This window comes from Pseudoduganella sp. jia 9 (genome assembly GCF_055502615.1).
Window position 1 is genome coordinate 153,074 of record NZ_JBUPWE010000014.1, and the last position, 15,994, is coordinate 169,067.

The 15,994-nt window shown below is 64.3% G+C and carries 13 protein-coding genes and 1 riboswitch; of the genes, 5 read left to right on the top strand and 8 right to left on the bottom strand.

Annotation, left to right across the window (positions count from 1 at the left end; translation table 11 throughout):
• Positions 1–52 precede the first annotated feature (52 nt).
• A riboswitch (TPP riboswitch) is annotated at positions 53–159 on the bottom strand.
• Between the two features lie 96 nt (positions 160–255).
• The 4 genes from ACY34H_RS19895 to ACY34H_RS19910 all read left to right on the top strand — a co-directional run bounded on the left by ACY34H_RS19895 (position 256) and on the right by ACY34H_RS19910 (position 6,275).
• The gene (locus ACY34H_RS19895) at positions 256–924 is read left to right on the top strand and encodes a hypothetical protein (protein WP_464979198.1); all 669 of its coding nucleotides are present in this window, start codon (positions 256–258) and stop codon (positions 922–924) included.
• Positions 925–1,155: 231 nt separating this feature from the next.
• Positions 1,156–2,757, top strand: a complete 1,602-nt coding sequence (locus tag ACY34H_RS19900) for a methyl-accepting chemotaxis protein (RefSeq protein WP_464979199.1) — start codon at positions 1,156–1,158, stop codon at positions 2,755–2,757.
• A gap of 158 nt (positions 2,758–2,915) precedes the next feature.
• The gene (locus ACY34H_RS19905) at positions 2,916–5,717 is read left to right on the top strand and encodes a valine--tRNA ligase (RefSeq protein WP_464979200.1); all 2,802 of its coding nucleotides are present in this window, start codon (positions 2,916–2,918) and stop codon (positions 5,715–5,717) included.
• Positions 5,718–5,816: 99 nt separating this feature from the next.
• Positions 5,817–6,275 carry a DUF2147 domain-containing protein gene (locus ACY34H_RS19910; protein ID WP_464979201.1) on the top strand — a complete coding sequence of 153 codons (459 nt, stop codon included), beginning with the start codon at positions 5,817–5,819 and terminating at the stop codon, positions 6,273–6,275.
• Between the two features lie 367 nt (positions 6,276–6,642).
• Here the strand turns inward: ACY34H_RS19910 and ACY34H_RS19915 are convergent, their stop codons facing one another.
• The 8 genes from ACY34H_RS19915 to dusB all read right to left on the bottom strand — a co-directional run bounded on the left by ACY34H_RS19915 (position 6,643) and on the right by dusB (position 13,219).
• Positions 6,643–7,413, bottom strand: a complete 771-nt coding sequence (locus ACY34H_RS19915) for a glutaminyl-peptide cyclotransferase (RefSeq protein WP_464979202.1) — start codon at positions 7,411–7,413, stop codon at positions 6,643–6,645.
• A gap of 25 nt (positions 7,414–7,438) precedes the next feature.
• Positions 7,439–7,891: a YaiI/YqxD family protein gene (locus ACY34H_RS19920; RefSeq protein ID WP_464979203.1), complete on the bottom strand. Its 453-nt coding sequence runs from the start codon at positions 7,889–7,891 to the stop codon at positions 7,439–7,441.
• Between the two features lie 13 nt (positions 7,892–7,904).
• On the bottom strand, positions 7,905–8,954 hold the full coding sequence (gene ruvB / locus ACY34H_RS19925) for a Holliday junction branch migration DNA helicase RuvB (protein WP_464979204.1): 1,050 nt from the start codon (positions 8,952–8,954) through the stop codon (positions 7,905–7,907).
• A 3-nt stretch (positions 8,955–8,957) separates the two neighbouring features.
• On the bottom strand, positions 8,958–9,539 hold the full coding sequence (gene ruvA, locus ACY34H_RS19930; protein ID WP_464979205.1) for a Holliday junction branch migration protein RuvA: 582 nt from the start codon (positions 9,537–9,539) through the stop codon (positions 8,958–8,960).
• A 34-nt stretch (positions 9,540–9,573) separates the two neighbouring features.
• A complete protein-coding gene (gene ruvC, locus ACY34H_RS19935; protein WP_464979206.1) occupies positions 9,574–10,104 on the bottom strand; it encodes a crossover junction endodeoxyribonuclease RuvC in 531 nt (176 codons plus the stop codon).
• Between the two features lie 143 nt (positions 10,105–10,247).
• Entirely contained in the window at positions 10,248–11,834 is a 1,587-nt protein-coding gene (purH, locus tag ACY34H_RS19940; protein WP_464979207.1) for a bifunctional phosphoribosylaminoimidazolecarboxamide formyltransferase/IMP cyclohydrolase, read from the bottom strand.
• A 92-nt stretch (positions 11,835–11,926) separates the two neighbouring features.
• Positions 11,927–12,160 (bottom strand): helix-turn-helix domain-containing protein, encoded by a 234-nt coding sequence (locus ACY34H_RS19945; RefSeq protein ID WP_131147721.1) that lies wholly within the window; start codon positions 12,158–12,160, stop codon positions 11,927–11,929.
• A 42-nt stretch (positions 12,161–12,202) separates the two neighbouring features.
• On the bottom strand, positions 12,203–13,219 hold the full coding sequence (gene dusB / locus ACY34H_RS19950) for a tRNA dihydrouridine synthase DusB (RefSeq protein ID WP_464979208.1): 1,017 nt from the start codon (positions 13,217–13,219) through the stop codon (positions 12,203–12,205).
• Positions 13,220–13,479: 260 nt separating this feature from the next.
• Between dusB and ACY34H_RS19955 the strand changes: the two genes are divergently transcribed.
• Positions 13,480–15,870 (top strand): glycoside hydrolase family 31 protein, encoded by a 2,391-nt coding sequence (locus ACY34H_RS19955; protein WP_464979209.1) that lies wholly within the window; start codon positions 13,480–13,482, stop codon positions 15,868–15,870.
• The last annotated feature ends 124 nt before the right edge of the window (positions 15,871–15,994 follow it).

A 15,994-nucleotide genomic window follows, 5' to 3' on the forward strand; every position in this document is an offset into this window, starting at 1 on the left:
GGGCAGGAGCCAGCAAAGGAGATGAGGCCGAGCGCACCCGTGCGGCATGGGTGCGACGATCCTTAAGCTTCCCTTCGCTGGCATTATCCAGATCAGGTTCGGAGGGTATTTCTCACCCGTGCACGGCTGTAGCCATGCGCAGGACCCCTAGCGTTTGCCGCCCTCGATGAAGGCAGCGACGCCATTATAGCCATGAACCGTGCCTTTACTGCAAGCACTAACGCCTATAATCGGTATCTCGACGAAAGGATAACGATGCGCAAGTGGGTAGGCGCCGCGGTGGCGGCAGCGATGCAGGCGGGTGCGGCAATGGCGGCCCCGGAATCACGGACGGCCACGCCGGCGGAACAGGAGTCGTTCTTCGACTGGTACAACACGCACGCCGCCGCGCAGGCAGGCCGCGGCCTGCTGCGGCCGCAGTTCAACGTGAGCCGTGAGAAAGGAAAACGCGGCAAGCGCCGTGTTACCGCCACCGTCGACGGCCCGGCGCAACGTGCCGTGCTGCCGCTGTGCCGCCAGCCGCGTGCCGTGTACGAATACGATCCGCGCGGCAGCAAGGAAGCGCGCTGGCGCGAATCCGGCCCGCCGCAGACGCTGGTCTGGATCCACCATGCGCCACAATGCGGTGCCCAGCCCGACACGCCGGTGCGGCTGTTCCAGCCGCTGGCGGAAATGGACATCCTGATGCTGCTTCAGCAACATCCCGGTATCCTCGGCAGCGCCCGCCTGCTGATGGCGGGGAACACGTCGTGCGCGCCGTCGCGCTCGCGCGGCTACCGGCTCACCGGCCTCGACCGTGGCAAGGATGGCTTGCCGGTGCTCGTGTTCGAGAACGACATCGCCGGCGAAGCCCGTGTCGCGGTGCGGCGCACCCGCAACGAACTGCTGCCGTGGAGCGTGAGCTGCCCCGGCCCGCGCGGCTAGCAGCCGGGCTGGCGGCAACCTGCCACCGGCAACATGTCGCCCCAGACTGTTGCCCGCAGGATACATTCCGCTATTCTTCGCCACTTCTCTCTGATAAGCTTGCATCCGACTTCCGACGGCCTCATCCCAGCCGTCATCGATGCCCGTGGCATCACCTACTGTCCCCCAGCCAGTGCGACGCATGCCGATGCCCCGGCATCCCTTACCAGACCGACAAGAAAGCGATCAACCATGCGGACCAACCTGCCCGTTACCGGCCATGAAGTCCTTCTCGAGGAAGGCAAGACCATCGTTTCGACGACGGACCTGCAAGGCAACATCACCTACGCGAATCCGTACTTCATCAGCATTTCCGGCTTTACGGAAGAAGAGCTGATCGGTGCTCCGCAGAATATCCTGCGCCATCCGGACATGCCGCCCGAGGCATTCGCCGACCTGTGGCGCGCGATCCGCCTCGGCTTTCCCTGGACCGGCATGGTCAAGAATCGCTGCAAGAACGGCGACTTCTACTGGGTCCTGGCCAACATCACGCCGGTGATCGAAAACGGCAAGCCGGTCGGCTACATGTCGGTGCGCACCCGGCCGAGCCGGGAGATGGTCGAGCAGGCCGCGCAGGCGTATGCCGCGTTCAGGAATGGCAAGGCGCAGGGCCTGAAGATCAGCCGCGGCAAGGTGGTGGCGGATGGCCCGCTGCAACGCCTGCGCGCGCGCCTGCGCCTGTCGCTGGGATGCCGCCTGGTGCTGGCCGGCGTCCTGCCGGCGGTGGTCCTGGCGGCCTGCGCGGCCAACCTCTTCGGCAACGGCAGCAATGTACTGGCCACGCTCGCCACGGCGACGGCGCTGGCCTCGCTGTACCTGGGCTGGACGCTGCATGGCGCGCTTGCCGCACCGCTGCGCACGGCCACCGGCCTGGCCCGGCAACTGGCCGGCGGCGACCTGACCGCCACCTTCGAGGCCGCGCGCGACGATGAAACGGGCGAACTGCTGGCCGCGCTGCGCCAGATGACCATCAACCTGCGCAGCATCATCGGCGACGTGCGCAGCAATTTCGCCATGATCGAACGGGCCACCGGCGAAATCGCCAGCGGCAATATGGACCTGTCGGGCCGCACCGAGTCGCAGGCATCGAGCCTGCAGGAAACCGCGGCCAGCATGGAACAGCTCAATTCCACCGTGCGGCAGAGCGCCACCAACGTGGCCGATGCCGACCGGCTGGCCGAGCGCGCTTCGGAAATGGCCGGCCAGGGCGGCGACGTGGTCTCGCAGGTGGTCACCACGATGGAAGGCATCAGCGCTTCGTCGCACCGGGTTCTCGACATCATCGGCATCATCGACGGCATCGCCTTCCAGACCAATATCCTGGCCCTGAACGCGGCCGTCGAAGCGGCCCGCGCGGGCGAACAGGGCCGCGGTTTTGCGGTGGTGGCTTCCGAAGTGCGCGCGCTGGCCCAGCGCTCCGCCTCCGCGGCCAAGGAGATCAAGACACTGATCGACCAGTCGATCGACAAGGTCGATGCCGGCACCCGGCTGACCGGCAGCGCCGGCACGATCATGGCCGACGTCATTGCCTCCGTCGCGCAGGTGAAGCAGGTGATGAACGAGATTTCCAACACGGCGACGGAACAAAGCCTCGGCATCGGCCAGGTCAACCAGGCCGTGGCCTCGATCGACGACATCACGCAGCAGAACGCCGCGCTGGTCGAACAGGCCGCCGCCGCCGCCGGTGAACTGGTGCAGCAAACGCGCTGCGTGGCGCAGGCCATTGCCGTGTTCAAGGTGGAAGGCCAGCGCGCCAGCCAGCGCCCCCGCGAACGCGCCAGGCTGGCGGCTTGATACAGTCAAAACCGGGGACAGGCCGCCGCGCTGCGGCGCATCCCCGTGGAAATATTTCCTGAAAACCGGTGCCTGTCACCGGTTTTCTTTTTTCCGCGGCATCCGGGTGGCCCGGCCGCTTTATAATGGTCGTTTTCGCCAAAATTACATCCCGGATCATGGAATTAGCCAAGTCTTTCGAGCCTGCCGACATTGAACAGTTCTGGCGCAGCGAATGGGAGAAGCGCGGTTACTACGCCGCTTCGATGGATCTCTCGCAGCCCTCCTTCAGCATCCAGCTGCCACCGCCGAACGTGACCGGCACGCTGCACATGGGCCACGCGTTCAACCAGACGATCATGGACGGCCTGACCCGCTACCACCGCATGCTGGGCCATAACACGGCCTGGATCCCGGGAACCGACCATGCCGGCATCGCCACGCAGATCGTGGTGGAGCGCCAGCTCGACGCGCAAAAGATTTCGCGCCATGACCTGGGCCGCGAAAAGTTCGTCGAGAAAGTCTGGGAGTGGAAGGAAAAATCCGGCTCGACGATCACCGGCCAGATGCGCCGCCTGGGCACCTCGCCGGACTGGAACCGCGAATACTTCACGATGGACGAGCCGCGCTCGAAGGTCGTCTCGGAAGTGTTCGTGCGCCTGTTCGAACAGGGCCTGATCTACCGCGGCAAGCGGCTGGTCAACTGGGACCCGGTGCTGGGCACCGCCGTTTCCGACCTGGAAGTGGTATCGGAAGAAGAAGACGGCTCGATGTGGTACATCAAGTACCCGCTGGCCGACGGCAGCGGCACGCTGACGGTGGCAACGACCCGTCCGGAAACCATGCTGGGCGACGTGGCCGTGGCCGTCGACCCGACCGACGAGCGCTATGAAGCGCTGGTGGGCAAGCTGCTGAAGCTGCCGCTGACCGATCGCGAGATCCCCGTCATCGCCGACTCGTATGTCGACAAGGCCTTCGGTACCGGCTGCGTGAAGATCACGCCGGCGCACGACTTCAACGACTACGCGGTGGGCCAGCGCCACAACCTGGACATGCCGTCGATCCTGACGCTGGATGCGAAGATCGCCGACGACGCGCCGGAAGCCTACCGTGGCCTGGACCGCTTCGCCGCGCGCAAGCAGATCGTCGCCGACCTGGAGGCGCTGGGCCTGCTGGAACAGGTCAAGCCGCACAAGCTGATGGTGCCGCGCGGCGACCGCACCGGCGTGGTCATCGAACCGATGCTGACGGACCAGTGGTTCGTCGCCATGAGCAAGCCGGCGCCGGAAGGCACGTTCAATCCGGGCAAGTCGATCACCGATGTGGCGCTGGAAAAAGTCGCTTCGGGCGAAATCAAATTCGTGCCGGAAAACTGGACCACGACCTACAACCAGTGGCTGAACAACATCCAGGACTGGTGCATCTCGCGCCAGCTGTGGTGGGGCCACCAGATCCCGGCGTGGTACGACGAAGCCGGCAATATCTTCGTCGCCCGCACCGAGGAAGAAGCGCTGGCGAAACAGCAGGCGGCCGGCAGCACCGGTGCGCTGCGCCGCGACAGCGATGTGCTGGATACGTGGTTCTCGTCCGCGCTGGTGCCGTTCTCCACGCTGGGCTGGCCGCAGGAAACCCCTGACCTGAAGGCGTTCCTGCCCTCCTCCGTGCTGGTGACGGGCTTCGACATCATCTTCTTCTGGGTCGCCCGGATGGTGATGATGACCGCCCACTTCACCGGCAAGGTGCCGTTCGAGACCGTGTACGTGCACGGCCTGGTGCGCGACTCGCAGGGCCAGAAGATGTCGAAGTCGAAAGGCAACACGCTCGACCCGATCGACCTGATCGACGGCATCGGCATCGAGGAACTGGTGGCCAAGCGCACCACGGGCCTGATGAATCCGAAGGCCGCGGAAAAGATCGCCAAGGCCACGCGCAAGGAATTCCCGGAAGGGATCGCGGCCTACGGCACCGACGCGGTGCGCTTCACGATGGCCAGCTATGCTTCGCTGGGCCGCAACATCAACTTCGACCTGGGCCGCGCCGAAGGCTACCGCAACTTCTGCAACAAGCTGTGGAACGCCACACGTTTTGTGCTGATGAACACCGAAGGCAAGGATTGCAGCGCCAGCGATGCAGACCTGTCGCCGGCCGACAAATGGATCGTCTCGCTGCTCAACCGCACCGAGCAGGAAGTGGCGAAAGGCTTTGCCGACTACCGCTTCGACAATATCGCCACCGCGATCTACAAGTTCGTGTGGGACGAGTACTGCGACTGGTACCTGGAGCTGGCCAAGGTGCAGGTGCAGCAGGGCACCGAAGGCCAGCAGCGCGCCACCCGCAACACGCTGCTGCGCGTGCTGGAAGTGGTGCTGCGCATGGCGCATCCGGTGATCCCGTTCGTGACGGAACAGCTGTGGCAGACGGTGGCGCCCCTTGCTGGCAAGGGCGACACCGAAGGCAAGTCGATCATGGTGCAGCCGTACCCGATCGCCAACGAAGCCGCCATCGACACGGCCGCCGAGGCATGGATCGCCGAGCTGAAGGGCCTGACCGATGCCACGCGCAACCTGCGCGGCGAGATGAAGCTGTCGCCGTCGGTGCGCGTGCCGCTGATCGTCGAAGCCACCGCTGCCGACAAGGACAAGATCGCCGCCTTCGCACCGTACGTGCAAATGCTGGGCAAGCTGTCCGAAGTACAGATCGTCGATGCGCTGCCGGAGTCGCCGGCCGCCGTGTCCGTGGTCGGCACCACCAAGCTGATGCTGAAGGTGGAGATCGACGTGAAGGCCGAGCGCGAGCGCCTGTCGAAGGAAATCGCCCGCCTGGAAGGCGAAGTGGCCAAGGCTTCCGGCAAGCTGTCGTCGGAGAGTTTCGTGGCGCGTGCGCCGGCCGCCGTGGTAGCGCAGGAAAAGGAACGTGTCGCCACGTTCTCGGCCACGCTCGACAAGCTGCGCGAGCAGTTCGCCAAGCTGCCGGCCGAGTAAGTTCCGCCAGCGCCTGCAAAGCCGGACCGGGTTCGCCCGCTCCGGCTTTTTTATCGGCTGCGTTACACTGCGCGGACAATCATTCCAAAGGAGACGCCGATGCGAGCCGCGCGCTGCACCGCCCCGCTATTTTTCACTCTTTCCCTCCTCGCCACCGCCCTGCCCGCGCTTGCCGACAACGCTTCCGCCGTGGGCTTGTGGAAAAACATCGATGACCAGACCGGCAAGCCGAAGGCCGACATCCGCATCAGCGAGTCGAACGGCGTGCTGATGGGGCGCGTCGAAAAGCTGTACCGCGCCGCCGGCGAAGACCAGCATCCGACCTGCGACAAGTGCCAGGGCGAGGACAAGGGCCGGCCAGTCATCGGCCTGTCGATCATCGACGGCATGAAAAAGGATGGCGACGGCTACAGCGGCGGCACCATCCTCGATCCGGAAAACGGCAAGGTCTATAAAAGCAGGATGAAGCTGGTGGATGGGGGCAGGAAGCTCGAAGTGCGGGGCTATATCGGCGTGCCGATGCTGGGCAGGTCGCAGACCTGGATCAGGCAGGATTGATCAGGGCAGACACAAAAAGCCGGGGGCCGAAGCCCCCGAAAATACAACACTTCCTGCCACTTGGCGCTGGCGGAGCCGTTTCCGGTCGTACCGGGAAACCGGTTCCTGTCTGGTATCCGCCGCCACTTCCAGGCGGCGAATGATCATCTAATACCTGCATTATGCGGACCCGCGTCGCATAAGGATTCAGTGAGATTGCCGGAAAATTGTAAGCAGCCGGCGACAAACCGCCCGGCATTCGGCCGCGGCGACTCTGGCTCAAGAGACCTGCTGCGATAGAAGACTTGGTGCGATAGAAGACTTGGTGCGATGAGACTTGGTGCGATAGCTGACGCCCATTGGCCAGGCGCCATTTATTGCCTTGATGCTATTTGCCCAGGCGTCTCGTCAGGCGGATCTCGAACAGTTTCGGCCAGCGCTTGCCGGTGACGAACAGGCGCCGCGTCTTGCTGTCCCAGGCGATGCCGTTCAGCACATTGTCCGAACCCGGCGCGGTACCGGCCAGTTCGTCGAGCCCGGTCAGGTCGATCCAGCCGCGTACCTGGCCGGACACGGGATCGATGCGGGCAATACGGTCGGTCTGCCAGATGTTGGCGAAGATTTCATTGCCCACCCATTCGAGCTCGTTGATCTGCGCGACGGGGATGCCGTCGGCCGTGACGCGGATGCGGCGCAGCACGCCCATCGTGGCCGGATCGAGCACGCGGATGAAGGCCGTGCCGTCGCTCATGTACAGCACCTTGCCGTCGCCGGTCAGGCCCCAGCCCTGGCCCTGGTAGCCGAACGAGCCAGTCTGCTCGAACGTATCGATGTCGAAGATGAAGCCCCGTTCGTTGGTCCATGTGAGGCTGTAGATGCGCTCGCCGACAGGCGCGATGCCTTCGCCGAAATAATTGGCCGGCAGGTCGCGTTTTTGCAGCACCTCGCCCGTTTCCAGTTCCACCTTGCGGATCGACGAGGCGCCATACTGGCCGGTGCTTTCGTACAGCACGTCGTCGCGATAGAACAGGCCCTGGGTGAAGGCGGCCGGGTCGTGCGGATACGTGTTCCTGACGACATAGTCGTAGACGGGCACGGCGGCCTGCACTATCGCGCTGCAGGCGAATGCCAGCGCGGCAACGAATGTTCTGGTCAGCATGGTCGGCCTCCGGCTGTCGGGTGACTTACTTTTTCAGGTGGCGGCGCAGGTGCCCGTCCAGCGCGTTGGCAAAGCGCTGGCGGTCGGCCTGGCCATACGCGGAAGGGCCGCCGGTATCGACGCCGCTGCCGCGCAGTTCGTCGAGAAATGCGCGCATCGTCAGCTGTTGCGCGATATTGTCCGGCGTATAGAAATCGCCGCGCGGGTTCAAGGCATGGGCGCCTTTCTTCAGTATATCCGCCGCCAGCGGAATGTCAGCCGTGATCACCAGGTCGCCGGGCTCGGCCAGGCGCACGATCTCGCGGTCGGCCACATCGAAACCGGCGGGCACCTGCACGGAGCGTACGTACTTCGACGGCGGCACGCGCAGCAACTGGTTGGCGACCAGCGTGACATCGACCTGCACGCGCTCGGCCACGCGGTACAGGATTTCCTTGACGGCCCCCGGGCAGGCGTCGGCATCGACCCAGATCTTCATGGCATCGCCCGCATTACCAGAGTTCGCCGGTGAGGCTGGTGCGCGGCGGCTTCAGGCCGAAGTGTTCGTAGGCCGCCGGCGTGGCCACGCGGCCGCGCGGCGTACGCTGCAAATACCCCTGCTGGATCAGGTAGGGTTCCAGCACGTCCTCGATCGTGTCGGCGGCCTCGCCGATGGCCGCGGCCAGGTTGCCGATGCCGACCGGACCGCCGTTGAACTTGAACAGCACGGCTTCGAGCAGCTTGCGGTCCATCACGTCGAAGCCGACCGTATCGACATCGAGCATGACCAGCGCGGCATCGGCCACGTCCTTGGTGATGTCGCCGTTGCTTTTCACTTCCGCGTAATCGCGCACGCGGCGCAGCAGGCGGTTGGCGATGCGCGGCGTGCCGCGCGCGCGGCGGGCAATTTCCAGCGCGCCCGTGTCGTCGATGTTCGCCTTCAGCAGCGCGGCGCTGCGCGTGACGATCTTCGCCAGTTCCTCGGTGGTGTAGAACTCCAGGCGGGCGACGATGCCGAAGCGGTCGCGCAGCGGGTTGGTCAGCATGCCGGCGCGGGTGGTGGCGCCCACCAGCGTGAACGGCTGCAGGTCCAGCTTCACGGAGCGGGCGGCCGGCCCTTCGCCGATCATGATATCGATCTGGTAATCCTCCAGCGCCGGGTAGAGGATTTCCTCGACGACCGGCGACAGGCGGTGGATCTCGTCGATGAACAGCACGTCGTTCGCTTCGAGGTTGGTCAGCAGCGCGGCCAGGTCGCCGGGGCGCTCCAGCACCGGGCCGGACGTCTGGCGCAGGTTGACGCCCATCTCGCGGGCGATGATGTTGGCCAGCGTGGTCTTGCCCAGGCCCGGCGGGCCGAACAGCAGCGTGTGGTCCAGTGCCTCGCTGCGCTTCTTCGCGGCGGAAATGAAGATCTCGAGCTGTTCGCGGATCTTCTGCTGGCCCACGTATTCGTCGAGCAGCTTGGGGCGCAGCGCGCGTTCGATCGCTTCCTCGTTCGGCGACGAGGGCGCTGCATCGATGATGCGCTGTTCGGTGAAACTATCGGTCTGGATAGTCATCATTTATCCTTTGGAGAGCGCCTTCAGCGCCTGCTTGATGCCGTCGGACACCGAGGCGCCGGCCGGCACGGTCTTCAGCGCCAGCAGCGCTTCCTTGTCCGAGTAGCCGAGCGCGATCAGCGCGTTCAGGATATCGGTCTGCGCATCCGGTACCGCGGCGACACCGCCGGCGGCGCCCAGGTCCGCGCCCAGCTTGCCCTTCAGTTCCAGCAGCAGGCGCTCGGCGGTCTTCTTGCCGATGCCCGGTATCTTGACGAGGCGCCCCGCTTCCTGGCGCGTGACGGCCTGCGACAGGTCGGCGATCGACATGCCGGACAGGATGGCCAGCGCCATGCGCGCGCCGATGCCGCTGATCTTGATGAGCTGCCGGAAGACGACGCGTTCCTCCGCGTGGCCGAAGCCGTACAGCAGGTGGGCATCCTCGCGCACGGTCAGGTGGGTGAACAGGGTTACGCGCTCGCCCGTGTGCGGCAGGTTGTAGAAGGTGCTCATCGGCACGTCGACCTCGTAGCCGACCCCTTGCACGTCGACCAGCAACTGGGGCGGATTTTTTTCAAGCAGAACACCGGAGAGACGTCCGATCATGGCACAGCCTTACGTTTTCAAAGATGGGAAGAGTTTAGCCGACCAGGCGGCCGCGCTTCATGTGCAGTTGTGTCATACCCGTGGCGGCAATGGCTGCCAGCGTGTCATGCGAATTGGCGTGGCAGATCGCCACGCCGAGCGCGTCGGCCGCGTCGGTGCCGGGCAGCCCGGGCAGCGTCAGCAGCCGCGCCACCATCTGCTGCACCTGTTCCTTGGCCGCCTTGCCGGTGCCCGTCACGGCCTGCTTGATCTGCGTGGGCGAGTACTCGGCCACCGACAGCGCCCCGCTCACCAGCCCGCAAATGGCGGCGCCGCGGGCCTGGCCCAGCAGCAGCGTGGATTGGGGGTTGACGTTGACGAAGACTTTTTCGATGGCGGCGCAGTCCGGCTGGTAAGTAGCCGTGAGTTCCATGACGCCGTCGAGGATGACCTTCAGGCGCGTGGGCAGATCCCCCTCGCCGCTTTTGATGGTGCCGGACGCAACATAGCGCAGCTTCGTGCCCTGCTTGTGGATGACGCCGAAGCCGGTGGTGCGCAGGCCAGGGTCGATGCCGAGAATGATCATCTGGGGATTATATGCAGGAAACAAAGCGCCCGCTAGTCGCGGGCGCTGTGGGGTGCGGCATTGCTGCCGAGCCAGTGTTGTCGGACCAGATTCCGACTGCCAGGCAGTGGAATCATCGGTCCCGCATCACGGGCTGAGCACTATTAATGCCGGAAGTGGCGCGTACCCGTGTACAGCATCACCACACCGCGCTCGTCGGCGGCATCGATCACTTCCTGGTCGCGCATCGAGCCGCCCGGCTGGATCACGCAGGTCGCGCCGGCGTCCACCACCACGTCCAGGCCGTCGCGGAACGGGAAGAACGCATCGGAAGCCACCACGGAACCGGCCAGCGTCAGCCCGGCGTTCTGCGCCTTGATCGAGGCGATGCGCGCGGAATCGATACGGCTCATCTGGCCGGCACCCACGCCCAGCGTCATGTTATTGCCGCAGAAGACGATCGCGTTCGACTTCACGTACTTCGCCACCTTCCACGCGAACATCAGGTCGGCCAGCTGCTGCGGCGTCGGCTGCTTCTTCGTCACCACGCGGGTATCGGCCAGCAGCACGTTCTTGGCATCGGCCGACTGCACCAGCAGGCCGCCGCCGACGCGTTTGAAGTCGAAGGTATTGACACCCGCGCCCAGGGCGATTTCCAGCAGGCGCACGTTCTGCTTGGCCGACATGATCTTCTTTGCTTCATCGGTGAACGACGGCGCGATCAGCACTTCGACGAACAGCTTGGCCAGCTCGGTGGCCGCAGCGGCATCGACTTCCACATTGAAGGCGATGATGCCGCCGAACGCCGAGGTCGGATCGGTCTGCAGCGCGCGGCCGTAGGCTTCCACGGCCGAGCCGCCCAGCGCCACGCCGCACGGGTTGGCATGCTTGACGATCACGCAGGCGGCCGGCTGGTCCATGCCCGTGAAGCTCTTCACGCATTCCCATGCCGCGTCGGCATCGGCGATATTGTTGAACGACAGTTCCTTGCCCTGCAGCTGGCGGTAGTTCGCCAGCGCGCCCGGCACCGCCTTGGTGTCGCGGTAGAACGCGGCGCCCTGGTGCGGGTTTTCGCCGTAGCGCATGTCCTGCACCTTTTCAAACGCGACGTTCAGCGTCTGCGGATACGCGCCGCGGCTGGCGTGCGCGCGGTCCGGGCCCAGGCTGGACAGGTAGTTCGTGATCGCGCCGTCGTAGGCGGCGGTGTGCGCGTAGACCTTCTTGGCCAGCCTGAAGCGCGTTTCGTAGCTGATGTAGCCCGGCGAGTTATCGGTGGTCTTCATCTCGGCCAGGATCTGGCCGTAATCGGACGGGTCGCAGATCACCACGACATCCTTGTGGTTCTTCGCCGCCGAGCGCAGCATGGCCGGGCCGCCGATATCGATGTTCTCGATGGCGTCATCCAGCGTGCAGTCGTCCTTGGCCACCGTGGCCTGGAACGGGTACAGGTTGACGACCACCATGTCGATCGTCGGAATGCCATGCTCATCCAGCTTGGCCATGTGCTCCGGGAAGTCGCGGCGGGCCAGGATGCCGCCGTGTACTTTCGGGTGCAGCGTCTTCACGCGGCCATCCAGCATTTCCGGGAAGCCGGTGTAATCGGCGACTTCGGTCACGGCCAGGCCGTTTTCCTGCAGCAGCTTGGCGGTGCCGCCAGTGGACAGGAGATTGACGCCCATCGCCGACAGGGCACGGGCGAAATCGAGAACGCCGGTCTTGTCGGAAACGGAGAGGAGAGCTTGTTTGATCATGGCTGTAGTCCAGGTTGAAAATTCTTGTTATCGAGCGGTCGCCGGCACGAAGCGGCCGCCGCAGCCACTCCCAAGAGGCCGGACGAAAAGCCTTACAGCAGGCCGTGTTCCTGCAATTTCTTGCGCAGCGTATTGCGGTTGATGCCCAGCATTTGCGCGGCGTGCGACTGGTTGCCGTCGGCACGGTGCATCACCACTTGCAGGATCGGCCGTTCGACGGTCATCACGACCATGTCGTAGATGTTCGACGGTTGCTGTTCGCCCAGGTCGTTGAAATACTCTTCGAGGCTCTTCGTGACAACTTCCTGGATACTTTCTTTGCTCATGTTCTTCTATTTAACGTAATAATTTGCCGATCTGGCGCCAAGTCAGGCGGCCAGCATGTCTTCGGCGAGGCGGTATTGTAACCGCTCGCCATGCTTCCACTGGGATTCGAAGAAGCTGTCCACGGCGCGCAATTGTTCGGTGGTGGACTCGAGGCGGTTCATCTCCTGGCGGAAATCCTCCCCGCCCGGGAGGTCGCGCACATACCAGCCGATATGCTTGCGCGCGGTGCGCACGCCCAGGTACTCGCCATAGAAGGCGTAGTGGGCACGCAGGTGTTCGTCCATCAGCTTGCGCACTTCGGCCACCAGCGGCGGCGGCAGGTGGGCACCCGTGCGAAGGTAATGATCGATCTCGCGGAAAATCCACGGGCGGCCCTGGGCGGCGCGGCCGATCATCACCGCGTCGGCGCCGGTCCGGTCCAGCACGAAGCGGGCCTTTTCAGGCGTGGTGATGTCGCCGTTGGCCACCACCGGGATGCTGACGGCTGCCTTGACGGCGGCGATGGTGTCGTATTCCGCATCGCCGGTATAGCCGTCGGCGCGGGTGCGGCCGTGCAGCGTCAGCATGCGGATGCCGGCATCCTCGGCGATGCGGGCGATGTTCAGCGCATTCTTGTTTTCGCGGTTCCAGCCGGTGCGGAACTTCAATGTGACGGGCACGTCCACCGCTCCGACCACGGCATGCAATATCCGTTCGACCAGGTCTTCGAACTGCAGCAGCGCCGAGCCGCACCAGTTGTTGCACACCTTTTTCACGGGGCAGCCCATGTTGATGTCGATGATCTGGGCACCTTTGTCCACGTTGAACTTCGCGCAGTCGGCCAGTTCCTGCGGATCGGAACCGGCGATCTGCACCGCTTTCGGTTCCATTTCGCCGGTGTGATCGGTACGGCGCGCGCTTTTCTCGCTGGCCCACACGCGCGGGTTGGCCGCCGCCATCTCGGAAACGGCATAGCCGGCACCGAGTTCCTTGCAGAGTTGCCGGAATGGCCTGTCGGTCACGCCCGCCATCGGGGCGACAAACACGTTATTGCGCAGCTGATAAGGACCGATTTGCACTTGGGTATCAAAGGAGACTTGCCGGAGGAACCTGCAATTCTAACCCAAGCGCTGCTCAATTAATACGCACTAATCTGTATTAAACGGGCAAGTGTGCAGCTTTCCGGTTATGAAACAAGGAGTTATGCATGGAAATTTTTCGGACGGGCGTGCCGATGGAAGCCGCCTTTTCCAGCGGTTGACATAACGCCAATGCTCGCCGATCATCGAGGTAGCGCTAACAATGGCGTGTTATATAACATATGGAGATGAGCAAGGACATGGAAACGAGGATCACGACCGCGCGCCGTCCGGCTGGCTGCGCCCCTACCCGGCTGGCCACGGCCATTGCTTCGGCCTTCCTGCTGGCCGGCACCGCCGGAACCGTCTGTTCCGCGCCGCTGGCGACGCTCGACCGCAACGGCGCCTTCGTGTCGGTCGAAGCCTACGGCCCCAATATCGTCCACGTGACGATCGCGGTCGACAAGGCCGAGGTACTGAAGGGCCCGGGTCATGGGATCATCGCGCAACATGCCGACAACAAGGCATTCCAGCACCGCCCCGCCGCCGATGGCGACACGTTCGCGTCGACCGGCATGACGCTGCGGATCAATCCCGCGGCCGAGCCGAAGACTCCCACGCAGAGCCAGAAGTACTTCGCGCCGTCGCTGGCGCCGGTGGGGCTGGAAGTGCGCAATGCACAGGGGCAGCAGATCCTGAAGATGTCGGGCTGGGAAATGTCGCCGCACACCGTCAACGAGGAAAAGACTTACCAGGTCGGTGCCGAGTTCCACGCGCCGGCCGACGAGCATTACTACGGCATGGGCCAGAACCAGGAATCGCTGTCCGGCCTGGACTTGCGCGGCCGTACGCTCGACTGCAAGCACTGGTACGACGCGCCGGGCGGCGAAACCGTCTGCGTGCCGTTCATGGTGTCGTCGAAGGGCTATGGCATCGTGTGGGACAACCCGTCCGCCACCCGGTTCAGCGCAGGCGTACTCGGCAGCACGCGCTTCCAGTCCAATGTGGGCGAGCGGGTCAGCTTCTTCATCATTACCGGCAAGAACGCCGACGAACTGTATTCCGGCTATGCGCGGCTGACGGGCAAGACGCCGATCCCACCCAAGGCCGCCTTCGGCCTGATCCAGTCGAAGGCACGCTACGACAGCCAGGACCAGGTGCTGCGCATCGCCAAGACCTACCGTGAAAAACGCTACCCGCTCGACATCATGGTGGTCGACTGGTTCTACTGGACGCGCATGGGCCAGCTCGACATCGACCCGGCGCAATTCCCCGACCCGGAAGGCATGAACAAGCAGCTGCACGAGATGGGCATGCAGTCGATCATCTCGGTCTGGCCGCGCTTCGAGACGGCGGGCCGCTATTTCAACGAACTGGATGCCAAGGGCTACCTGCTGAAAGACAAGGACGGCAAGACGCAGGATGGCTTGCCGTTCCGTTCCGACCGTACCGGCGGCCTGATCGATTCCACCAACCCGGCTGCCCGCAAATGGTTCTTTGAAAAGGTGCGCGACAACGTGCTGTCGCGCGGCTTCGACTACCCATGGCTGGATGAGACCGAACCTGACCTGGTGCCGGACGGCTTGCGTTTTTCGATCGGCACGGGCGACCGCTACCGCAACCTGTATCCGCTGGTGCACGTGGAAGGCTTTGCCGAGGGCATGCGCGCGTGGAAGCCGAACCGCCGCGTGCTGATCCTGTCGCGCGCCGCCTATCTCGGCTCGCAGCGCACCGGCGCGCTGTTCTGGTCGTCCGACATCAAGTCCACGTGGGAAGCGCTGGCGCGCCAGATCCCGGCCGGCCTGAACATGACCGCTTCCGGCATCGCCTACTGGGGCAACGACATCGGCGGCTGGCAGAACCTGCCGCAGACAACGGAAGCCACCAGGGCGCCGCTGCTCGATCCATCGGACGCCCGCAACGTCGTCGGCCAGAACCACGATTACCCGGAACTGCATACCCGATGGTTCCAGTACGGCACGTTCACGCCGACGCTGCGCCTGCATGGCTCGCGCAAGGAAGCGGAGCTGTGGTCGTTCGGCAAGCAGGCCGAGGCGGTGATGGCCAAGTTCAACGCCCTGCGCTACCAGCTGATTCCCTATATCTACAGCCAGGCGAAAATGACCTACGACACCGGCGCGCCGTTCATGCGCCCGCTGTGGATGGACTTCGGCGGCGATCCGAACGTGGCCAATATCGGCACGCAATACATGTTCGGCCCCGCATTCCTGGTGGCGCCGGTGACGGAACAGGGTCAGACGGAAAAGAACGTCTACCTGCCCGCGGGCACCGACTGGTACAACTGGTGGACCAACGAAAAGCTGGCCGGCGGGCAATGGGTAAAGGTGGCCGCGCCGATCGACCAGATCCCGGTCTTCGTCAAGGCCGGCTCGATCGTGCCGCTGGGCGCCGCCGTGCAGTCGACCGCCGGCAGGCAGGCGATCGAACAGATCCTCGTCTACCCCGGCGCCGGCGATGCCGAGTTCACGCTGTACGACGACGACGGGCTGTCGTACGACTATGAAAAGGGCAAGGGCGTGGTCAGCGGCAAGCTGCGGTGGAAGCAGTCGGACGGCACGCTGAGCGCCAGCGGCGGCCCATCCGGCTTCGCCGCCGCGGCACCGAAGCTGGTAAAGGTCATCGGCCGCTGACAAATAAATAGGACGGACCCAAACAAATAGGGACGGACCCTGTTTTTAGGGAAATTTCTGGCAAACATGCTGAAAAATAGGGACGGACCCTGTTTTTAAAGAAATACCCTGAAAAACATGTGGT